General features: G+C 61.5%; 18 protein-coding genes. 11 read left to right on the top strand and 7 right to left on the bottom strand.

Translation table 11 applies throughout. The features are described from left to right. Positions 1 to 6 precede the first annotated feature (6 nt). The 6 genes from PSH94_RS18130 to PSH94_RS18105 all read left to right on the top strand — a co-directional run bounded on the left by PSH94_RS18130 (position 7) and on the right by PSH94_RS18105 (position 6,851). Positions 7 to 612, top strand: coding sequence for a tRNA-uridine aminocarboxypropyltransferase (locus tag PSH94_RS18130; RefSeq protein WP_285427975.1), 606 nt, complete (start codon positions 7 to 9; stop codon positions 610 to 612). 185 nt (positions 613 to 797) lie between these two features. Continuing rightward, the gene (cysM, locus tag PSH94_RS18125; RefSeq protein ID WP_181075966.1) at positions 798 to 1,700 is read left to right on the top strand and encodes a cysteine synthase CysM; all 903 of its coding nucleotides are present in this window, start codon (positions 798 to 800) and stop codon (positions 1,698 to 1,700) included. Then, on the top strand, positions 1,700 to 3,052 hold the full coding sequence (gene rlmD, locus PSH94_RS18120) for a 23S rRNA (uracil(1939)-C(5))-methyltransferase RlmD (protein WP_181075964.1): 1,353 nt from the start codon (positions 1,700 to 1,702) through the stop codon (positions 3,050 to 3,052). Before cysM ends, rlmD begins: the two co-directional genes overlap by 1 nt. A gap of 139 nt (positions 3,053 to 3,191) precedes the next feature. Continuing rightward, positions 3,192 to 5,438 carry a GTP diphosphokinase gene (gene relA / locus PSH94_RS18115; protein WP_181075962.1) on the top strand — a complete coding sequence of 749 codons (2,247 nt, stop codon included), beginning with the start codon at positions 3,192 to 3,194 and terminating at the stop codon, positions 5,436 to 5,438. A gap of 8 nt (positions 5,439 to 5,446) precedes the next feature. Next, a complete protein-coding gene (gene mazG, locus PSH94_RS18110) occupies positions 5,447 to 6,280 on the top strand; it encodes a nucleoside triphosphate pyrophosphohydrolase (RefSeq protein ID WP_305437741.1) in 834 nt (277 codons plus the stop codon). A 25-nt stretch (positions 6,281 to 6,305) separates the two neighbouring features. After that, positions 6,306 to 6,851 (top strand): DUF2058 domain-containing protein, encoded by a 546-nt coding sequence (locus tag PSH94_RS18105; RefSeq protein WP_034114768.1) that lies wholly within the window; start codon positions 6,306 to 6,308, stop codon positions 6,849 to 6,851. 87 nt (positions 6,852 to 6,938) lie between these two features. On the opposite strand, the gene PSH94_RS18100 is transcribed toward PSH94_RS18105, so the two are convergent. The 7 genes from PSH94_RS18100 to purM all read right to left on the bottom strand — a co-directional run bounded on the left by PSH94_RS18100 (position 6,939) and on the right by purM (position 15,462). After that, complete coding sequence (locus PSH94_RS18100; protein ID WP_305435514.1) at positions 6,939 to 9,059, bottom strand: TonB-dependent receptor; 2,121 nt, start codon at positions 9,057 to 9,059, stop codon at positions 6,939 to 6,941. Next, positions 9,056 to 10,282: an MFS transporter gene (locus tag PSH94_RS18095; protein WP_181075959.1), complete on the bottom strand. Its 1,227-nt coding sequence runs from the start codon at positions 10,280 to 10,282 to the stop codon at positions 9,056 to 9,058. Before PSH94_RS18095 ends, PSH94_RS18100 begins: the two co-directional genes overlap by 4 nt. Further along, complete coding sequence (locus tag PSH94_RS18090; RefSeq protein ID WP_305435513.1) at positions 10,272 to 12,197, bottom strand: IucA/IucC family siderophore biosynthesis protein; 1,926 nt, start codon at positions 12,195 to 12,197, stop codon at positions 10,272 to 10,274. Before PSH94_RS18090 ends, PSH94_RS18095 begins: the two co-directional genes overlap by 11 nt. A 370-nt stretch (positions 12,198 to 12,567) precedes the next feature. Further along, the gene (locus PSH94_RS18085) at positions 12,568 to 12,756 is read right to left on the bottom strand and encodes a hypothetical protein (RefSeq protein ID WP_181075955.1); all 189 of its coding nucleotides are present in this window, start codon (positions 12,754 to 12,756) and stop codon (positions 12,568 to 12,570) included. A 275-nt stretch (positions 12,757 to 13,031) separates the two neighbouring features. Continuing rightward, positions 13,032 to 13,745: a DUF3108 domain-containing protein gene (locus tag PSH94_RS18080; protein WP_181075953.1), complete on the bottom strand. Its 714-nt coding sequence runs from the start codon at positions 13,743 to 13,745 to the stop codon at positions 13,032 to 13,034. Positions 13,746 to 13,753: 8 nt separating this feature from the next. Beyond that, on the bottom strand, positions 13,754 to 14,404 hold the full coding sequence (gene purN / locus PSH94_RS18075) for a phosphoribosylglycinamide formyltransferase (RefSeq protein ID WP_181075951.1): 651 nt from the start codon (positions 14,402 to 14,404) through the stop codon (positions 13,754 to 13,756). Continuing rightward, the gene (purM, locus tag PSH94_RS18070; RefSeq protein WP_181075949.1) at positions 14,404 to 15,462 is read right to left on the bottom strand and encodes a phosphoribosylformylglycinamidine cyclo-ligase; all 1,059 of its coding nucleotides are present in this window, start codon (positions 15,460 to 15,462) and stop codon (positions 14,404 to 14,406) included. The genes purN and purM overlap by 1 nt, the downstream gene beginning before the upstream one ends. 356 nt (positions 15,463 to 15,818) lie before the next feature. On the opposite strand from purM, the gene PSH94_RS18065 reads away from it, so the two are divergent. The 5 genes from PSH94_RS18065 (at position 15,819) to PSH94_RS18045 (ending at position 20,400) form a co-directional block, all read left to right on the top strand. Next, positions 15,819 to 16,850 (top strand): DUF2066 domain-containing protein, encoded by a 1,032-nt coding sequence (locus PSH94_RS18065; protein WP_253508797.1) that lies wholly within the window; start codon positions 15,819 to 15,821, stop codon positions 16,848 to 16,850. 44 nt (positions 16,851 to 16,894) lie between these two features. Then, positions 16,895 to 17,968 (top strand): AI-2E family transporter, encoded by a 1,074-nt coding sequence (locus tag PSH94_RS18060; protein WP_305435512.1) that lies wholly within the window; start codon positions 16,895 to 16,897, stop codon positions 17,966 to 17,968. Positions 17,969 to 18,172: 204 nt separating this feature from the next. Continuing rightward, complete coding sequence (gene hda, locus PSH94_RS18055) at positions 18,173 to 18,877, top strand: DnaA regulatory inactivator Hda (RefSeq protein WP_025855817.1); 705 nt, start codon at positions 18,173 to 18,175, stop codon at positions 18,875 to 18,877. Between the two features lie 209 nt (positions 18,878 to 19,086). After that, on the top strand, positions 19,087 to 19,716 hold the full coding sequence (locus tag PSH94_RS18050; protein ID WP_181075944.1) for a C40 family peptidase: 630 nt from the start codon (positions 19,087 to 19,089) through the stop codon (positions 19,714 to 19,716). A 144-nt stretch (positions 19,717 to 19,860) separates the two neighbouring features. After that, the gene (locus PSH94_RS18045) at positions 19,861 to 20,400 is read left to right on the top strand and encodes a C40 family peptidase (protein ID WP_181075942.1); all 540 of its coding nucleotides are present in this window, start codon (positions 19,861 to 19,863) and stop codon (positions 20,398 to 20,400) included. The last annotated feature ends 15 nt before the right edge of the window (positions 20,401 to 20,415 follow it).

The raw sequence follows: 20,415 nt of genomic DNA, 5'->3' as shown, positions 1-20,415 counted from the left end.
ACCGCCATGCCCAGACCCCAATGTTCCCGTTGCCTCAGGCCCGCTGCGCATTGCTTGTGCGCACTGATCCCCAGCCTCGACAGCCGCACACGGGTGCTTGTTTTGCAGCACCCGAGCGAGGTCAACCATGCGCTCAATACCGCACGCCTGGCTGCTTTGGGCCTGAACAATGCGCAGCTGGTGGTGGGCGAGGTATTCGACGATCTGCAGACCTTGCTGAATCCACCCGGCTATCAGGCACGGTTATTGTTTCCCGCTGACGATGCCCAGCCGCTGCAAGCCTATGGGCCTGTCGATCAGCCGCTGTTGCTGGTGGTCCCCGACGGCACCTGGCGAAAAGCACGTAAATTGCTGCACCTGAATCCGTTGTTGGCGGCGTTGCCACGGGTGTCGCTGGCCGAGGGCGGTGTGTCGCGCTATCGGCTGCGCAAGGCACCCGGGCCGGGAGCCTTGTCGACGGTTGAAGCAATTGCGCAGGCGTTGCAGGTGCTGGAGGCACCCACTTCTTTCGAGCCGCTGCTCAAACCTTTTGAAGCGTTGATCGATGGGCAGATTGCGGCGATGGGGGAGGAGGTTTTCCAGAAAAATCATGGCGGCGGGCATTGGGAGTAGGCGGGGGGCGATGCAGCATGAAATGCGCTCGCATGTGGGTGGGGGCTCGCCCCCGATAGGGCCCTCACAGCTGCCCATTTTCCTTGCTTATTCCCATAAGCCATAAGCACCACACTTTGCGTGATATGGCCCGCCAGCCTTTCCCGGTATGATGTCCGCCCCGCAGTCTGGATTGCGAATACGCCATGACCTTGCAGTACCCAACAATCGCCGATTGCGTCGGCAATACACCTCTGGTCCGCTTGCAACGCATGGCGGGTGAAACCAGCAATACCCTGTTGCTCAAGCTCGAAGGGAACAACCCGGCCGGCTCGGTAAAAGACCGCCCGGCGCTGTCCATGATCACCCGCGCCGAGCTGCGCGGGCAGATCAAGCCGGGCGATACCCTGATTGAAGCCACCTCGGGTAACACCGGCATCGCCCTGGCCATGGCCGCCGCGATCAAGGGTTACAAGATGATCCTGATCATGCCTGACAACGGCAGCGCCGAGCGCAAGGCGGCGATGACCGCCTATGGCGCCCAGTTGGTGCTGGTGACCCAGGAAGACGGCATGGAAGGCGCTCGCGACCTCGCCGAGCGCATGGCCGCCGAAGGCCGTGGCCTGGTGCTCGACCAGTTCGCCAATGGGGACAACCCCGAGGCGCACTACGCCAGCACCGGCCCGGAAATCTGGCGCCAGACCCAAGGCACCATCACCCATTTCGTCAGTTCCATGGGCACCACCGGCACCATCATGGGCAACTCGCGTTACCTCAAGGAGCAGAACCCGGCGATTCAGATCGTCGGCCTGCAGCCGATGGAAGGCGCGGCCATCCCCGGCATTCGCCGCTGGCCCGAAGCGTATCTGCCGAAGATCTACAACGCCTCGCGGGTCGATCGCATCATCGACATGGCCCAGCGCGAAGCCGAAGACACCACTCGTCGCCTGGCGCGTGAAGAAGGCATCTTCTGCGGCGTGTCCTCCGGCGGTGCCGTGGCCGGCATGTTGCGTCTGTCGAAAGAACTGGAAAACGCGGTGATCGTCGCGATCATCTGTGACCGCGGCGACCGTTACCTGTCGACCGGCATTTTCGACGAACCCAACTGATGGCCAAGCATGAAAGAGGCCTGCGCTTCCAACCGACGGGCGGCAGCCGAGCGCCGCAGATTCCGGTGGGCAAGAAACAACGCCTGACCATCGAGCGCCTGGCCAACGACGGACGCGGCATCGTGTTTTTCGAAGGCCGCACCTGGTTCGTCAATGGTGCGCTGGCCGGTGAAGAGGTTGAGGCGCGGGTGTTGGGTGCCCACGGCAAAGTGGTCGAGGCCCGTACCGAACGGGTATTCACGGCCAGTGAACTGCGTCGTCCGGCCCCTTGCGCTCACTTCGGCCGCTGCGGTGGCTGCAGCGTGCAGCACCTGGCCCATGACGAACAACTGGCCCTGAAACAGCGCATGCTCGCCGAGCAGCTGACCCGCGTGGCCGGCGTCGAACCCCAGGAATGGGCGGAGCCGTTGAGCGGCGCCGAATTCGGCTACCGTCGCCGGGCCCGCGTGGCCGTGCGCTGGGATGCCAAGGCCAAGACCCTTGAAGTGGGTTTTCGCGCCGTGGCCAGCCAGGACATTGTCGCCATCGATGAATGCCCGGTACTGGTACAGGCTTTGCAGCCGATCATGCAGCGCTTGCCGAACATGCTGCGTCGCTTGAGCAAACCTCAAGCCCTGGGGCATGTGGAGTTGTTCAGTGGGTCGTCCATTGCTGTGTTACTGCGGCATATGGCACCACTGTGCGAAGCGGACCTGCTGGTGTTGAAAGAATTCTGCGCGTTCCATGACGCTCAATTATGGCTGCACGGCGAGGGGCCACCGGCACCGGTGGACCCCGATACGGCCCTGGGCTTTCGCCTGGAGGCGTGGGGTCTGGACCTGGCGTATCGGCCGGGGGATTTTGTCCAGGTCAATGCGGCGGTCAATGACGCGATGGTGGCCCAGGCGCTGGAATGGCTGGCGCCGCAACCCGACGAGCGGGTGCTGGATCTGTTTTGCGGTCTGGGCAACTTTGCCTTGCCACTGGCGCGCCAAGTGCGCGAAGTGGTGGCGGTAGAAGGCGTGCAGACCATGGTGGACCGGGCGGCGCTCAATGCCGTCAGTAACAATTTGCATAATGCGCGGTTTTTTCAGGCCGATTTGTCCCAGCCTTTGACTGACGCGGAATGGGCCAAACAGGGCTTTTCTGCGGTACTCTTGGACCCACCTCGCGACGGTGCCCAGGAGGTCGTGCGCAAGCTCGCCACCCTGGGGGCCAAGCGTCTGGTGTATGTGTCCTGTAACCCGGCGACGCTGGCGCGGGATACGGTTGAGTTGGTCAAGCAAGGCTACCGGCTAAAACGTGCCGGGATCCTCGACATGTTTCCGCAGACAGCGCATGTCGAGGCCATGGCGTTATTTGAGGCGGGCTAGGATGCCCGTTTAATCCGACTGGCCTGCATTCTCCAGGGCCATGATCCGCCAGGGAATCTGCAGGATGAGCTTTAGCGATAAAGCCGGTCGGCGATGATTTTTGACGCATCGAAGGTGCGTCGTAGGGAAGGTAAGCAAGATGGTACAGGTGAGAGCACACCAGCCGATCAACACTGACGGCAGTATCAATCTCGAGGCATGGCTGGATCATGCGGTCAGTGTCGATCCGGCATTGGACCGTGAAGCCTTGAAGGCCGCCTGCGAGTTCGCCCGTGAGTCTGAACAACAGGACAACGCGGCGAAGAATCTGTGGGCCGAAGGCACTTCAAGTTTTCGCACCGGCCTTGAGATCGCCGAGATTCTCGCCGATCTCAAGCTGGACCAGGATTCGCTGATCGCCGCCGTGCTCTATCGCGGCGTGCGTGAAGGGCATATTCCATTGCCCACGGTCAGCCAGCGCTTCGGCGCAGTGGTGGCCAAGCTGATCGACGGCGTGCTGCGCATGGCCGCCATCAGCGCCAGCCTCAGTCCGCGCCAGTCGATGGTGCTGGGCACCCAGGGCCAGGTCGAGAACCTGCGCAAGATGCTGGTGGCGATGGTCGACGACGTGCGCGTGGCCCTGATCAAACTGGCCGAACGCACATGTGCGATCCGTGCGGTCAAGACCGCCGACGACGAAAAGCGCAATCGCGTCGCCCGCGAGGTCTTCGATATCTACGCGCCCCTGGCGCACCGCCTGGGTATCGGCCATATCAAATGGGAGCTGGAGGACCTGTCCTTCCGCTACCTCGAACCCGATCAATACAAACAGATCGCCACGCTCCTGCATGAGCGGCGCCTGGACCGTGAGCGCTTTATCAGTGACGTGATGAGCCAACTGCGCGCCGAACTGCAGGCCACGGGCGTCGATGCCGACATCAGCGGTCGCGCCAAGCACATCTATTCCATCTGGCGCAAAATGCAGCGCAAGGGCCTGGCTTTCAGCCAGATCTACGACGTGCGCGCGGTGCGCGTGCTGGTGCCGGAAATGCGCGACTGCTACACCGCGCTGGGCATCGTCCACACGCTGTGGCGGCACATTCCCAAAGAGTTTGACGACTACATCGCCAACCCCAAGGAAAACGGCTACCGGTCGCTGCACACCGCGGTGATCGGCCCCGAGGGCAAGGTGCTGGAAGTGCAGATCCGCACCCACGCCATGCACGAAGAGGCAGAGCTGGGGGTGTGCGCGCACTGGCGCTACAAGGGCACCGACGTCAAGGCCGGCTCCAACCAGTACGAAGAGAAAATCTCCTGGCTGCGCCAAGTGCTGGAATGGCACGAAGAACTCGGCGACATCGGCGGCCTGGCCGAACAGCTGCGGGTGGATATCGAACCGGACCGGGTCTACATCTTCACCCCGGACGGCCATGCCATCGACTTGCCCAAGGGCGCCACGCCGCTGGACTTCGCCTACCGGGTGCACACCGAAATCGGCCACAACTGCCGGGGCGCCAAGATCAACGGGCGCATCGTGCCGCTCAACTACAGCCTGCAGACCGGTGAACAGGTCGAGATCATCACCAGCAAGCACGGTACGCCGAGCCGCGACTGGCTGAACCCGAACCTGGGCTACATCACCACGTCGCGGGCGCGGGCCAAGATTGTCCACTGGTTCAAACTGCAGGCCCGCGACCAGAACGTCGCTGCCGGCAAGACCCTGCTCGAACGCGAACTGGCGCGCCTGGGCCTGCCCCAGGTGGACTTCGACAAGCTGGCCGAAAAGGCCAACATGAAGATCGCCGAAGACATGTTCGCCGCCCTCGGTGCCGGCGACCTGCGCCTGGCGCAGCTGGTCAACCTGGCCCAGCAGTTGGTCGAGCCGGAACGCGGCAACGAACAACTGGAGCTGATCCCACGCAAAGCCACCGGCTACAAGCCTGGCAAGCGCGGCGATATCCAGATCCAGGGCGTGGGCAACCTGATGACGCAGATGGCCGGCTGCTGCCAACCGCTGCCGGGCGATGCCATCGTCGGCTATATCACTCAGGGCCGTGGCGTGAGCATTCACCGCCAGGACTGCGCCTCGGTGCTGCAGTTGGGCGGGCGCGAGCCGGAACGCATCATCCAGGTCAGTTGGGGGCCGGTGCCGGTGCTCACTTATCCGGTGGACATCGTGATCCGCGCCTACGACCGTTCGGGCTTGCTGCGCGACGTCTCGCAGGTGCTGCTCAACGAGCGGATCAACGTGCTGGCGGTCAACACCCGCTCGAATAAAGAGGACAACACCGCGCTGATGTCCCTGACCATCGAGATTCCCGGGCTGGATGCGCTGGGGCGGTTGCTGGGGCGGATTTCCCAGTTGCCGAACATCATCGAGACGCGGCGTAATCGCACGCCATCATGAGTAACCCGATGTACAGCCTCGAAGACCTGCTGCACTTGATGAATCGCCTGCGGGACCCGCAATACGGGTGCCCGTGGGATATCAAACAAACCTACGCGAGCATCGTCCCGCATACCCTCGAAGAAGCCTACGAAGTGGCCGATGCCATCGAGCGTGGCGACTTCGATCACCTGCAAGGCGAGCTCGGCGATCTACTGTTCCAGGTCGTGTACTACAGCCAGCTGGCGCGGGAAGAGGGGCGCTTTGAATTTGCCGGGGTGGTCGACAGCATCACGCGCAAGCTGATTCGGCGTCATCCCCATGTGTTCCCGAGCGGCGACCTGTATGCGCCGCTGGACGTTCCGCGACTCAGCGAAGACCAGGTCAAGGAGCGTTGGGAGCAGATCAAGGCCGAGGAGCGTGCGGAAAAGTCCGACGCACCGCAGCAGTTGTCGCTGCTCGATGACGTGCCCAACGCCTTGCCGTCCCTGTCCCGTGCCGCCAAGTTGCAGAAGCGCGCCAGCCAGGTCGGGTTCGACTGGCCGTCCGCCTTGCCGGTGGTCGACAACGTGCGCGAAGAGTTGGATGAAGTCCTCGAAGCCATGGCCGATAACGACCCGGCGGCCATTGCCGATGAAGTCGGCGACCTGCTGTTCGCGGCGGTCAACCTGTCCCGTCACCTCAAGGTCGACCCCGAAACCGCGCTGCGTGGCGCCAACGCCAAGTTCGAACGACGTTTCCGATTTATCGAACAGGCATTGCGCGAGACCCGGCGTCCCATGGAAGATTGCACCCTCGAAGAGTTGGACGCCCTGTGGGGCGAAGCCAAACGTCAGGAAAAGAACGTGTCCAGCTGCGGTTGAGCAGTTGCCTAAGTGAGTAAGCACCATGAGCCTTTCCCTTCGCGACCAGTTGCTTAAAGCAGGTCTGGTCAACCAAAAGCAGGCCAAACAGGTCGGCAAAGAGAAACAGAAGCAGCAGCGCCTGGTCCACAAAGGCCAGGCCGAAGCCGACGACACCCAGGCGCGCCTGGCCCTTGAAGCCAAGGCGGAAAAGGTCAAGCGCGACCAGGAACTGAACCGTCAGCAGCAGGAAAAAGCCGAAGCCAAGGCCCGCGCGGCCCAGGTCAAGCAACTGATCGAAACCTCGCGCCTGCCCAAGTTGACCACCGAGGATTACTACAACTTCGTGGATGACAAGAAGGTCAAGCGCCTGTCGGTCAACACGCTGATGCGCAATAAACTGAGTAACGGCTCCCTGGCGATCGTGCACCACGGCGGCGGTTACGAAGTGATCCCGCGTGAAGCCGCGCTGAAGATTCAGGAACGCGCACCCGAGCGCATCGTGCAGCTCAATATCCTCACCGAGAGCCAGGTGCCGGACGAGGATGATCCATACGCGGCTTACCAGATCCCTGACGACCTGATGTGGTAAGCGGCGCGTCCCGCTGCAAACAACAAACCCCGCTCAATGGCGGGGTTTGTTTTTCTTCTTGAAGCGCTTTTACAAGGGGAGTTTCCCTCACCAATCCACGGCGTAACTCAAGCTGAACGTGCGCCCCTCTGCGTTCGGATAGGGCGCGCGCGCATTCGCCTGGGCAAACATGTTCTGGTAGTTGCGATTAGTCAGGTTGTAGACCGCGCCTTCGAGGCGCCCCACCGGCAACCGCACCGATCCCAGCAGATCGGCCAATGTGTAGCCCTTGATATCGCGACCGTTATTGTCCTTGAACGCGACGTCGTAGTCGGCCAGGCGCATACCTTGCAGGCGCAGGCTGTAGTCGCCGCGGTCATAGCCGATAAAGGCGGTAGTCTTGGCTGGCGCGATGCGCGTGGCCGGAAGGTCAATCCATTGGCCGTTCTGGCGCGTCTCGCCCTTGGCGTAGGCGTAGGTTCCGCCGACTGACCACTCATCGGTAACGTTATACGTCAGGCTGGTTTCGATACCGCGCACGCGCTCTTTCTGGCTGACCAGGCGCAGCACACGGTCGTTGGCGTCGTAGAACTGTGTGACGTCCGAGGTGTTTTCATACGCGGTGACATTGGCCAGCCATTTGTCCCAATTGCCACGCCAGCCCAGCTCGTAGCTGTCGACTTTCAGCGCCTGGGCGTTGAGGTTCTGGATATCGTATCGACTGCTCACGTCACGCAGGAAACGCTGGATATCCGGCAGGGAAAACCCCTGGCTGAAATTGACGAACACATCCTGGTTTTCGCTCAGGTGGTACACCGCGCCCAGGTTGTAGAGGGTGTCGTCATACTTGAGGGTGCCCCCCGGCAGTGTCGCGCGATTGCCGGTCTGCACGATTTCGCCGTAGGCGATGCTGTCGTCCACATCGCTTTCGATCCATTCGCGGCGCACACCACCGCGTAGGGTCCAGTCATCAATGTCGTAGGACAGCTGCCCGAAGATGGCTTTGGTAGTGGTCTGGATGTCCGGGCCCAACTCGAAGGTAGTGCCGGTCTTGGTGTAGGTCAGGCCATTGACCCGGTACTGGTCACCGCGTTGGCGGGATGTCTCGTGATCGTAATCCGCGCCCCACACCAGGTTGCCGGTGGCGCGGCCGATGTCCGGCATTTGCGTGTCGATGGCGGCGCGTAGGCCGTACACGTCCTGCACGCTGTTATTGTCCGATACCCCGGCGCGGCCTCGAGACAGGTCCGGGAAGAACAGCGCGTCGGCGCGGCGCCAGTAACTTTCCACCTGCAGGCCCTGACCGTAGAAGTCCCGGTCGGTGTAGTTGAGGTTGACGGCCTGGTTGTGGGTGGACGGCTGGTCGTCCAGGTCCAGGCCTTTGACCGCAACGGCAGTGCTGGTGATGCGTGGGTTCTTGGTGTAGCGGGTATCCTGTTCGTCCTTGTAGTCCTGCAGCGACAGGCTGATCTTTTTATCGTCATCCAACTCGTAGCCGAAACGGCCTTGCAGGTCGTAGGTGTCGGTGTCCATGTTGCTGCCCTGGGACGTGTCCTGGGGGATGCGCTTGCCGTTGCCGTCGAACTGGTCGTTGCGTTGCACGGTATTGGCGGACAAATACCAGTCCGCCGGGCCCTGGCGGCCGGTGGCGCTCTGGAATGCCTCGTAGGCAAAGCCTTTACGGTTGAAATTGTTGCCGGAGGTCATGCCGATTTTGCTGCTGAACGCCAGGTCCTCACCTTTGTTGCGCTTGGTGATGATGTTGATGATGCCGCCGGAGGCCCCCGCACCGTAGACACTGCTGGCGCCGGAAATTACTTCGATACGCTCGATGCTCTCCGGCGCCACGCTGTTGAGCTGGCGGAAGTTGTCGCGCGTGGCGTTCTGGGACACGCCGTCGATCAGGATCAGCGTATTGCGCCCGCGCAGGGTCTGGCCGAAGTTACTCATTCCGCCGCTGGAAGGGGCAATGCCCGGCACCAACTGCCCGAGGATGTCCGCGACCCGGCGCCCGGCGCCCGTTTGCTGACGGATCTGCGCTTCGTCGATGACCTGCACCGAGCCCGGGATCGCCGCGATGCTGGTTTCATTGCGCGTGGCCGAGACCACGGTTGCCTGCAACTGCAGGTTAGTGGGAGCTGCCTGGGTTTGCTCCGCGGTATCGGCCCAGGCAGCATTGCTGAGTGAGCCGAGGAAGGGCAGTAGAAGTGCCAAGTGTGGTTTATTCATGACCTTGCCTTTGAGTTATTAGAAGTATTGACAGAAAAATCGGACGGCTCAGGCGCGCGCGCCAGCCCGCGGATCCCCCGGATGCCCACGGCCGCCACGGCATAGGTGAGCGCGACCAGCCAGAAGCTGTGCGCCAGGCCCACCATCCCCATGCCGATACCGCCGATCAGCGCGCCACACAGCGCGCCGGCCTTGGCGGCGCTATTACCCAGCCCAAGGGCAAACCCTTGCTGGCTGGGGGGCACGGTGCTGGCGATCAACGTATAAGCGACAGGCAGCAATGCGCCTTGCCATACGCCCCACAGCAGCCGGCTGGCGAGAAACCCCAGCCACTCGCTGGCCATGGCGGTGAATGCCAGCGTCAGGGCACAGGCCCACGTGACCCATTCGATGATGCGCAGCGTATGCGCCGGTGGGTGCCGGTCGAACAGGCGACCCCACAGCGGCGCGGAAAGCGCCAGGGTGAGCGCGCTGGCGGCATAGCTGGCGCCAATCAACCACGCCGGCGCGTGCAGCACATCGGCCACGTACAGCGCATAGAACGGCTGCGGCATCATTTTGGCCGCCTGGATCAACACGATGATGCCAAGCATCGCGCCGAGCCAGCCCTTGGGCAGCGCGGCGCGGGTCGCGTTGCGCGCCGGTCGTGCGCGCGGTGTATCGCTGGGCAGCCACAGGCTTAGCGCTGCGCAGAGCAGGCAGACCGCAGTGGCGCTGTAGCACAGCAGGGCGAACCCCGAGACGTCCATCAGCCAGCCGCCCAATACCGGGCCTGCCAGCGAACCCACGGCGGTCGCCGATTGCAGCCGCGCTAGGATGTGCCCGCGTCCGCCGTCGCCGCAGCACGCCAGAGCGTAGGCCTGGGCCGCTGCGATAAAGCCCGCCAACGCGCCTTGCACGACCCTGATTGCCACCAGCAACCACGGATCCTGTGCGATCGCTGCCAGCGCCTGGCACACCGCCAGCGCCAGCAGCGCGCGCAGGATCATCGGCTTGTGACCGGTGCGGTCACCCAGACGGCCCCACATCGGTGTCAGGAGCATCGCCGCCATCATCGGCCCGGCGTACACCAGAGATGACAGCAGCCCAGTGTAATGAGCATCGGCAACGCCGAGCAGTTTCTGGATTTGCAACGGCCAGAAAGGCCCGCTCATTTCCATGGCGCCCATCGACACCAACTGAATCATCACCAGCAACCGCAACGCCGTACGGTCAGAGCCCATTGGCGGCGGCACTCAGCGGGTTGCGCAGCCGCCCGACAATATCGGCGTGGCTTTCCAACAGGCGCATGCGCATAAACGACTTGGCCGGCCATGCCTGCTCCAGCAGTGCTGCGCGTTCGGTCCGCCAGCGTTGGGGCTCGACCTGGTCGCGCAGCGCGTCGAAACACTGGCTGACCTGGGCTGACAGTTCATCCCACAGCTGCGCCTCGGGCATTTCGAAATGACGCGCGCTGAGCAGGACCAGCTCGCCCAAATGACACATGAAAACCGTGTGCAGCAACTTGTCACGTACGAAGCTGGCGTCGTCGTACAAGGTCATTTTCGGGTCGTGCAGCTCAATGTCCAGACCCTGGCCATGCAAGGTCTTGCGGTCGATACGGATATCGCCGAAGTCGCGCAGCAACAGGCGGCTCAGTTGCCCGTCGTCGCTCATGACCATAAAGGAATTCTGCTGATGGGCCTCGAATGCGACGCCGTAGCGCAGGTACATGCCCAACAGCGCCGGCACCGTGATCGCGGCGTAATCACGGAAAAACGCGCGCATGCCTTGGGCATCGTCCCGGCCCTGGCTCAGGCGTACCCAGTGTCGCAGCAGCGGTTCGCCGTGCTGGTCGAGGGCGAACAGGCTGCCGACCGGCACAGCCATTTCCCCCGATTGCAGCTGGCTCAGCGGGTTATCGCGGTACAGCACGGCGAGGTGACGGGAATGTTCGTCATTGGCCGGTTGCGGCTTGAAGTGCACGCCGATTCGCTCCGGTACGATGCTGAGCCGCTTGGAGATACCCGGCTCACGGGAAAGAATGCTCAACAATAGCTCGCTGATACGCGGCCCCATACGCGCCGAACGTGGTGAAACGGTACGCTGCACGCTGGTCAGGCGTAGCGAGACTGGCAGCTTGACCATCGGTGCATCGCAGCGGCCGTCCGGCAATACGGTGCGAAAAGACATGGTGGGGTGGGCTGTAAACGCGACAATCTCGCTGAGCACCAGCAGCCGGTCGCTGATCTCATTGGCGAACAGCTGTGGCAACTCCTGGCGAGCCTGCCAGGGGTGAGCGGGCAGCGGCAGATAGTCCGCGGGTGCAAGGCCTTGCGCGGTCAGCACGTCGGCCAATTCCCGGGCGGCCTGGGGAAAATGCTGTTGCCACCACGGCCAGTAATCCGCAGAACCGGCCAGCGTTTCAACGTGTGCGTATTGACGGTGCAAGGCGCACAGCAACACCGGGAAGCGCGCTTCGAACTCCGGCGAGAACGCGATCACCTGCTCGGTGCTCAAGCCCAATTTAGTTTTGTAGTTGGGGTGCCAGGGATGGCCCAGCGTGCCCCATTGCTCCAACACGCAGGTCGCGTTGGCGACCTGTGGATCCTGCTTGAGATAGCTGAGCAGGTTGCCCGCGTGGGCAGGTAGCATGGCGGCCTGAAGCTTCAGCGTCCAATGCGCGTGAAAGGCCAGGCACAGCGTGTCGTTCACGAAGCTGTCGTCAATTTCAGTGTTCAGACGATTCAGTACATCCGGCGCGGCAGGGGTTTGAAGCGTACTGTTGAGCAGCGTCAGCAATTGCGAGGGGAACTGCAGTTTGAGCGCCGGCTGACCCTCGCGCACATGCACGACGCGCCCGCGCAGATCCCAGCTGGCCATACGGCCTGGACGCAGATGCTCGAAGCACAGGCGCGACTGGTCCGGCAACACCAGCCAGCAATGGCCATGACCGTCGTAGGTACAGGTGTCGGGAGCCAGCAGCGCTTCGCGGAACAGTGCCTGGAGCAGCCGTTGAAAGCTACGTTCAGCGGCGGGTTGCAAGGTGCCGGCAAGGTCTTCGAGGGTGATGTGATTCGCCTGGAAGGTCGAGGTGGCCAGTGCTTCGCTCCACCGTGCGAGCAGGGACGATTCAGGCGTCATGCTGTTTCCGTACATCAAGTCGAATTCCTTATCCTGGATACTGAGTCGAAGGCGGCGCGATAGTATCGAGAACCATTATCAAATGTCTATTTTTTGTTACTCGAATAGACGCCCACGTTTATTCGCGCTTGGCTGGGGCGGGGTGTCTCAAGGCAACTGTGTCGCTTTGGAGGCGGGGAGGCGGGCTTGGGAGGCTCTGGAATGGGCCTGTTCAGGTTTTTTAACGCAGCCCGTAGTACGTAGATGCAATTTTTGTAAGACGTGTCTGGTTTTATGCGGTGATTAAAAAGTACCGTCTTGACCACGCAAAACCCCGCTCGAAGGCGGGGTTTTGTTTCGCAGGTGCTCCGTGTCGTGGACGCAGCGCCTGCGCACTTTCAGCGGTTCAGACGTTTTGTGCCTGGCGTCTCATCTCAAGGGTTTCGAGCTCGTTCTTGTAGTTCTGAGCGTCGCTCTCGTTGTGAAACATGCCGACCAGCAGGTCTTGTTGGTGTACATCCCAGATGTGAATCCCATGGCCCAAGGCTTCGTGGGACATATGTGCATCGTCGCGTTCAGTTACTTTTACAGTCATCTGCTTGCTCCAATCTCTGGTGGATCTGCGGCAAGTCGTCGCAGGCCTTCGTTATATGTTTTGTTAGCTTGCTAAGTAAACCGGTTTTGCCCGCAACAATTCATTGCGTCATACGCAACAATGCTGCAGGCCAGATAAACCAAGGCGTTGCGCTTTAGAGCGCTGGGTTAGATGACGAAAGTTTCATGTGCAAAGGCTTATCGCACGGGTGCGAGCGACAAAACCCAGGCGAAAAAAAGCCCCGCATTTGCGGGGCTCCTGGTCTTGCGTTTGGATCAGCTGCCTTTGACCTCTTTACCGTCAACTTTGCCGTCCTGCAGCATGATGTTGTATTCCTTGCCGTCGGTCTCGACCTGGCGCAGGGCAACCAGGATGCCGCCCTGGTCCTTGGCAAACCACATCTGCGTGATGCGCTTGCTTTGCGTCGGATCACGCACGCGCTCGACTTTGATCGCGTCGATGGCGCCGACCTTGGTCTGTACTTTTTCCGGGCCGATTACACGGAAGTCATAGGTGTCGACGTCGGTGCCTTCCACCACGTTGTAGCTCATGCTCTTTTTGCCGGCGGCGACGTCACGCTGCAGGGCCAACTGGTAGGTCGACTTATCGAGCATGCCGCTTTGCAGGGGCACATTGACCGCGTCCTTGTTTTCAAAGCCGGTGACTTTCTTGGTCGCCTGGTCGAAGTCCAGGTTGATTTTCTTGGCCTTGCCCAGGCCGCCGCGTTCGAAGGTGTAGCTCTTCGGTTGCAGGCTGTCCTTGTCAAACAGGATCACGCTGGTTTCGGTCAGGCTGGCGATCATCATCGAGGCCTTGAAGTTCAAGGTCCACGTGCCGTCTGGGTTCTTGGTCAGGCTGCGTTCGGCCGAACCACTCATGGGCAACTGTTTCCAGTCAGCGGTATAGCTTACGGAGAAGGGATGAAGGTCTGCCGCTTGCACGGCAGGCAAGGCGAATAGCGCAAAAGCGAAGAGCAAGGCGCGACGCATAAAATCTCCTAGGTTCGAATCAAGTGGCCGCTGGCCGCGAGTAACTGACCGTCCAATAATGCACCCTGGTCACCGAGAATCAACCGCCCCTCGGCAAACCAGCGAACCGCCAGCGGGTAAATCCTGTGTTCCTGGGTGTGAACCCGTTGCGCAAGCGTCTGCGCCGAGTCGTCAGACTCTACCGGAACCACTGCCTGTACGACCAGAGGGCCGCCATCGAGTTCCTCGGTGACGAAGTGCACGCTGCAGCCATGCTCGCGGTCACCGGCGTCGAGGGCACGCTGATGGGTATGCATGCCCTTGTATTTGGGCAGCAGGGAAGGGTGGATATTCAGCAGGCGCCCGGCGTAATGGCGCACGAAATCGCCGCTGAGGATGCGCATGAAGCCGGCCAGTACCACCAGCTTGGGGTTGAAGGCGTCGATCAGTTCGACCAGGGCGCGGTCGAAGGCCTCGCGGCCGTCGAACGCCTTGTGATCCAGCGAGCGGGTTTCGATCCCCGCATCCCTGGCGCGTTGCAGGCCGTAGGCGTCGCTGCGGTTGGAAATCACCGCAGCGATGCGCACCGGGCTGTCGCCGGTGCGCGTGCTGTCGATCAGGGCCTGCAAGTTACTGCCGGTGCCGGAGAGCAGCACCACGACATCACAGGTTGCAGGCATCAGTGCGCCTTAAGGTTCTTCAGTTCAACCTGAGCCGCGCCTTGCGCAGCGGTGGCGATCTGGCCGATGACCCAAGGCTGCTCGCCGGCTTCGCGCAATACGTTCAGCGCGGTTTCCACATGTTCCTGCGCCACGCAGATGACCATGCCTACGCCGCAGTTCAACACGCGGTGCATTTCGGTCTCGTTGACGTTGCCTTTTTCCTGCAGCCAGTCGAACACCGCAGGGCGCTGCCAGCTGGCCACGTCGACGATGGCCTGGGCGCCTTTTGGCAGCACGCGCGGGATGTTGTCCAGCAGGCCGCCGCCGGTGATGTGGGCCATGGCTTTTACCGCGCCGGTGTCCTTGATCAGCTTGAGCAGTGGCTTGACGTAGATGCGGGTTGGCGCCATCAGCAGGTCGGTCAGCGGTTTGCCGTCGAGCTGGGTGTTTTCGATGTCGGCACCGGACACTTCGATGATCTTGCGGATCAGCGAGTAGCCGTTGGAGTGAGGACCGGAGGATGGCAGGGCGAGGAGGGCGTCGCCGGCGGCCACTTTGGAGCCGTCGATGATGTCGGCTTTTTCCACCACGCCGACGCAGAAACCGGCCAGGTCGTAGTCTTCGCCTTCGTACATGCCCGGCATTTCAGCGGTTTCGCCGCCCACCAGGGAGCAACCCGCCAGCTCGCAGCCGGCGCCGATGCCGGTGACCACTTGTGCCGCGGTGTCCACGTTCAGCTTGCCGGTGGCGTAGTAGTCGAGGAAGAACAGCGGCTCGGCGCCACACACCACCAGGTCGTTGACGCACATGGCTACCAGGTCGATGCCGATGCTGTCGTGCTTGTTCAGGTTCAGGGCCAGACGCAGCTTGGTGCCCACACCGTCGGTGCCGGACACCAGCACAGGCTGCTTGTAGCCGGCCGGGATTTCGCAGAGGGCGCCAAAACCGCCCAGGCCGCCCATGACTTCAGGGCGCGCAGTGCGCTTGGCGACGCTCTTGATGCGTTCGACCAATGCTTCACCGGCGTCGATGTCTACACCGGCGTCCTTGTAGCTCAGGGAGGGTTGCTTGCTCATGATCCAGGCCTTTAGGGGGGATTTCTGGGTAACGACCGGGCGGGCGGGGGCGTTTGAAAAAGAGGCCCAGCCGTTGACGGTCTGCGAAGGCGCGCGATTTTATCAGGCTTGCGGGGCAGCGGCCATCCTCGGGCCGACGGGCAGGGCCATATCGACTAAAAAAGCGGATTAAAAAATGCTAATCGGCTCGGCTTCAGCGCGTATTAAGGTATAGCCTTGAATCCGCTAGTACTGTGACAGTACGAAAACTTACCGAGACCCCGCGAATGTTTCACCGGTTGCCATGGTCACAGCCTGGCGAAACCGAGTTCGCGCGGTTTGTTCCAGCCGCTAAATCTGTCGTTCGGGAATCTTTCATGCGTCTGTGTAATGTGTTTTTTGTGGGCTGTTTGTCGTTGGTCAGCCTGGCGAGTCATGCCGAAACCCTCAATGGTCTTTATCAAGTACTTGAACCGGTCAGCAGCCAGTCGCCCCAGGAGCGCGACCAGGCCACCCAGCGCGCGGTGCAGACGCTGGTGATTCGCCTGACCGGCGATGCCAAGGCCGCCGAAGGGCCGGGCCTGGCGGCGGTGCGCAAAGACCCGCAGCAAATCATCAGCCAGTACGGCTACGACGCCGGTCCGCCGGAAAGCCTGCAGGTGGATTTCGACCCGGTGAGTACCGACCGCGCGTTGCGTGACGCGGGCCTGTCGATCTGGGGCAGCAATCGACCTTCGATCCTGGGCTGGTGGCTGAACGACTCCACCGAAGGCAGCAGCCTGGTCGGCGATGGCCAGGCCGTTGCCCAGGCCCTGCGCCGTGCAGCGCAACACCGCGGCTTGCCGCTGCGTCTGCCCATGGGCGATCTGGAAGAGCAAGTGGTGGCCACCGCGCCGAATCTGGAAAGCGCCGATGCCACGCCGTTGCGCGCCGCTTCCGAACGCTACGGTGCCGACGCCTTGCTGGCGGTGCACGCGCGTCAGGAAGGCAATCAATGGCAGGCCAAGTGGCGCCTGTGGTTGGGCGACAAGGCCGAGCAGGGCACCGCCCAAGGCACAGACACCGCTGCGCTGGCGGATGCGGTGATGCTGGCGGTCAGCCAGAAGCTGGCGCCGCGCTTTGCGGTCAAGCCGGGTGTCAGCACTGAGCAGTTACTGGAGGTGCAGGGCATGAATCTGGAGCGCTATGCGACGCTGGGGCATCTGCTGGAGCCATTTGGCGCTCAGCCGCTGCTGGTTGATGGCAATCGCATTGTGTATCGCGTCAATGGCAACGCCGAGCAGTTGCGCACCCAGTTGAGCCTGGGCAAGTTGCAGGAGATTGCGGCAGGTGAAGCGCAGCCTGTGGGCGATGGAACGCCACCGGCCAGCGCATCCGAACCCCAGGCGCAACTGCGGTTTCGCTGGTAAATGTTCTTCCTTATATAGATAGAAGCAAATAAATGGAGTGGTTTATGGCGGATACGCGTCGTTGGGTGTGGCTTGGCGGGATCGTCCTGCTGTGCGTTTTTGTGTTTTTGCTGCATTCGATCCTGACGCCGTTCCTGGTCGCGTTGCTGTTGGCCTATCTGTTCGATCCGGTGGTGGATCGCCTGGAGAAGGCTGGCCTGTCGCGCACGCTCGGTGTTGTCACGGTGTTCGCGCTGTTCACCTTGATCATCACGGCTCTGGTGCTGGTGCTGGTGCCGATGCTGGTCAAGCAGTTGTACCGGCTGTACGAACTGGCACCGCAAATGCTCGACTGGCTGCAGCACACGGCGATGCCGTGGGCCCAGGCCAAGCTGGGGCTTTCGGATGGCTTTTGGAAGTTCGACAAGGTCAAGGCGGCGATCAGCGAGCATATGGGCCAGACCGGCGACATCGTCGGGGTGGTACTCAGCCAGGCCACGGCGTCCGGCCTGGCATTGATCGGCTGGTTGACCAACCTGGTGCTGATTCCGGTGGTGGCGTTTTACCTGCTGCGTGACTGGGACATCATGATGGCCAAGGTCCGCAGCCTGCTGCCGCGTGACCGCGAAGAGCGCATTGTGTCCCTGGCCGAAGAGTGCCATGAAGTCCTGGGTGCGTTCGTGCGGGGCCAGTTACTGGTGATGCTGGCACTGGGGATTATCTATGCCGCCGGCTTGATGGCTATTGGCCTGGAGCTGGGTCTGTTGATCGGCCTGATTGCCGGTCTGGCCGCCATCGTGCCGTACATGGGGTTCGTCATCGGGATCGGCGCGGCGCTGGTGGCGGGTCTTTTCCAGTTTGGCGGTGACCTGTACCCGATGCTGGGCATTGTTGCTGTGTTTATGGTCGGCCAGGCCCTGGAAGGCATGGTGCTCACGCCCCTGCTGGTCGGTGACCGAATCGGTCTGCACCCGGTGGCGGTAATCTTCGCGATCCTGGCAGGAGGTGAGCTGTTCGGTTTCACCGGTATCCTGCTGGCGCTGCCGGTGGCGGCGGTGATCATGGTGCTGGTGCGCCATGCGCATGATCTCTACAAGGATTCGGATGTCTATACCGGGATTGAAGACCCCGACCTGTAGTCGCTATGACCCACACCCGGCGCAACGCCGGGTGTGGCGTTCAGGCAGGCTTGGCGTCAAACAATTCGCGTAAAACCAACGGGTTAACGCAAACCTTTGATTTTGCTTGGGGTCTGCTGCATTGTGCGCCCGACGTCACGGGTATAAACTTCGCAAACTTTTCACAGAGGCCACTAACGGTTCGATGGGAGCCGTTCAGTCAGCATGAAACCGATTCAGCTGCCCTTGGGTGTGCGTCTGCGTGACGACGCCACCTTCATCAATTACTACCCAGGCGCCAACGCCGCTGCACTCGGCTATGTCGAGCGGCTCTGCGAAGCCGACGCCGGGTGGACTGAAAGCCTGATTTATCTGTGGGGCAAGCACGGCGTGGGGCGTACTCATCTGTTGCAGGCCGCGTGCCTGCGTTTCGAACAGATGGGCGAGCCGGCGGTGTACTTGCCGCTGGCGGAGTTGATGGATCGCGGTATCGGGATTTTCGACCACCTCGAGCAATACGAGCTGGTGTGCCTGGACGACCTGCAGGCCATCGCCGGCAAAGCGGATTGGGAAGAGGCACTGTTCCATCTGTTCAACCGCCTGCGTGACAGCGGCAGGCGCCTGTTGATTGCGGCTTCGACTTCGCCGCGGGAATTACCGATAAAACTCGCCGACCTCAAATCGCGCCTGACCCTGGCGCTGATCTTCCAGATGCGCCCTCTGTCCGATGAAGACAAATTGCGCGCGTTGCAACTACGCGCCTCGCGTCGCGGTCTGCACCTGACCGATGAAGTCGGGCACTTTATTCTGACCCGGGGTACCCGCAGCATGAGCGCGCTGTTCGATCTGCTTGAACAGCTCGACCAGGCCTCATTGCAGGCGCAAAGAAAATTGACGATCCCTTTTCTCAAAGAGACGTTGGGTTGGTAACTCGTGGATTTTCAATGTTTCGACATTTTACAGGCGTCAGAAAACCTGCGTTTAAGCCCGGTGAGCTACGCAATTTTGTCGATAAATGGAATTACGGCTTAGATGTCAGCGTCTAATCGCCAAGTCACAAAAGCCACGATTGAATTTGCAAATCGATGTGATAGAGGGCATAGTCGCGGCTTCTTTATCCATCAGCCACGGTCGTGCCCATGCTAAATCGCTTCGCACCCCTCGTGCCTCTCGCACTCGTTACCCTGTTGTTTGGTTGCGCGTCCCACCCTCAACAGGTGGCGGAACAGCAGAAACCACAGGTTCAAAACCAGGCAAAATTCGTCGCAGCCCAGTCCTCCACTGTTTATGAGGAAGAAGTGGCGACCGAAAAGGAACTGGCCGACTTCTCCGGCAACAAGCCTTACCAGCTTCCAGTTCTGGCCGACAGCATCCTTGAACGCGGCATGTCCCTGATCGGTACTCGCTACCGTTTCGGCGGCACCTCGGAAGCCGGTTTCGATTGCAGCGGCTTTATCGGTTATCTGTTCCGTGAAGAGGCCGGCATGAATCTGCCGCGTTCGACGCGTGAAATGATCAACGTTAATGCACCGCTGGTCGCGCGTAACAACCTCAAGCCCGGCGATCTGCTTTTCTTCAGTACCAGTGGTCGTGGCCGCGTAAGCCACGCCGGTATCTACCTGGGCGATAACCAGTTTATTCACTCCAGCAGCCGTCGCAGTGGCGGTGTCCGAGTCGACAGTCTGGGTGACAGCTACTGGAGCAAAACCTTCATCGAGGCCAAGCGTGCCCTGGCGATGGCTCCGACCACGGTTACCGCCAGCAAGTAAAGTTAAAGTGATACTTGAAGTTTGACGTGTAAGCGCTAGAATCCCTGGACATTGTTGTAATCCGTTCGCGCGAGCCTTGCTCGCGCGTTCTGGTTTTCAACGTTCGGCAGCGAAAGCCGCATCCAGACCAGGATTGTTCTGCACATGTCGACCTCGGCCCGCCTGATTCTTATCCTCTGCGCCGCGCTGATCAGCGCCTGCGCCAACCGGCCACCGCCCGCGCCTGTTGCGGTCAAGCCCAAGCCGGTCTTCACCTATACCACCCAGAATGACTCGCCTGTCGCCGAAGACGTGCTGTTTCGTGCGCTCGGCCTGGTCGGCACGCCTTATCGCTGGGGCGGCAACACGCCCGATTCAGGCTTTGATTGCAGCGGCCTGATCGGCTTCGTGTTCCGCGACGCCGCCGGCATTTCCCTGCCTCGCACTACCCGAGAGCTGATCGGCATGCGTGCGCAGGACGTCAGCGCGCAGAACCTGCAGACCGGTGATCTGTTGTTCTTTGCCACCGGCGCAGGCTCCCAAGTCAGCCATGCCGGCATCTACGTGGGCGAGGGCCGCTTTGTGCACGCCCCGCAAACCGGCGGCACGGTAAAGCTGGACACCTTGTCCAAGGCGTATTGGCAGAATGCTTACTTGAGTGCCAAACGCGTATTGCCGGCTGAGCATTTGGCGCGCAATCCCTGAATCCGCTGTGGGAGG

Source organism: Pseudomonas sp. FP2254 (assembly GCF_030687695.1).
GTDB lineage: Bacteria > Pseudomonadota > Gammaproteobacteria > Pseudomonadales > Pseudomonadaceae > Aquipseudomonas > Aquipseudomonas quebecensis.
Note: the sequence above shows the minus strand (reverse complement) of the source record. Positions and strands in the feature narration are given on the sequence as shown.

Coding starts and splice junctions, on each gene's coding strand:
- PSH94_RS18080 (WP_181075953.1), bottom strand. CDS start 13,745: ATGCGTCGCGCCTTGCTCTTCGCTTTTGCGCTATTCGCCTTGCCTGCC.
- PSH94_RS18130 (WP_285427975.1), top strand. CDS start 7: ATGCCCAGACCCCAATGTTCCCGTTGCCTCAGGCCCGCTGCGCATTGC.
- PSH94_RS18085 (WP_181075955.1), bottom strand. CDS start 12,756: ATGACTGTAAAAGTAACTGAACGCGACGATGCACATATGTCCCACGAA.
- purM (WP_181075949.1), bottom strand. CDS start 15,462: ATGAGCAAGCAACCCTCCCTGAGCTACAAGGACGCCGGTGTAGACATC.
- PSH94_RS18090 (WP_305435513.1), bottom strand. CDS start 12,197: ATGTACGGAAACAGCATGACGCCTGAATCGTCCCTGCTCGCACGGTGG.
- PSH94_RS18065 (WP_253508797.1), top strand. CDS start 15,819: ATGCGTCTGTGTAATGTGTTTTTTGTGGGCTGTTTGTCGTTGGTCAGC.
- PSH94_RS18045 (WP_181075942.1), top strand. CDS start 19,861: ATGTCGACCTCGGCCCGCCTGATTCTTATCCTCTGCGCCGCGCTGATC.
- PSH94_RS18060 (WP_305435512.1), top strand. CDS start 16,895: ATGGCGGATACGCGTCGTTGGGTGTGGCTTGGCGGGATCGTCCTGCTG.
- PSH94_RS18105 (WP_034114768.1), top strand. CDS start 6,306: ATGAGCCTTTCCCTTCGCGACCAGTTGCTTAAAGCAGGTCTGGTCAAC.
- relA (WP_181075962.1), top strand. CDS start 3,192: ATGGTACAGGTGAGAGCACACCAGCCGATCAACACTGACGGCAGTATC.
- cysM (WP_181075966.1), top strand. CDS start 798: ATGACCTTGCAGTACCCAACAATCGCCGATTGCGTCGGCAATACACCT.
- PSH94_RS18095 (WP_181075959.1), bottom strand. CDS start 10,282: ATGGGCTCTGACCGTACGGCGTTGCGGTTGCTGGTGATGATTCAGTTG.
- PSH94_RS18050 (WP_181075944.1), top strand. CDS start 19,087: ATGCTAAATCGCTTCGCACCCCTCGTGCCTCTCGCACTCGTTACCCTG.
- hda (WP_025855817.1), top strand. CDS start 18,173: ATGAAACCGATTCAGCTGCCCTTGGGTGTGCGTCTGCGTGACGACGCC.
- rlmD (WP_181075964.1), top strand. CDS start 1,700: ATGGCCAAGCATGAAAGAGGCCTGCGCTTCCAACCGACGGGCGGCAGC.
- mazG (WP_305437741.1), top strand. CDS start 5,447: ATGTACAGCCTCGAAGACCTGCTGCACTTGATGAATCGCCTGCGGGAC.
- PSH94_RS18100 (WP_305435514.1), bottom strand. CDS start 9,059: ATGAATAAACCACACTTGGCACTTCTACTGCCCTTCCTCGGCTCACTC.
- purN (WP_181075951.1), bottom strand. CDS start 14,404: ATGCCTGCAACCTGTGATGTCGTGGTGCTGCTCTCCGGCACCGGCAGT.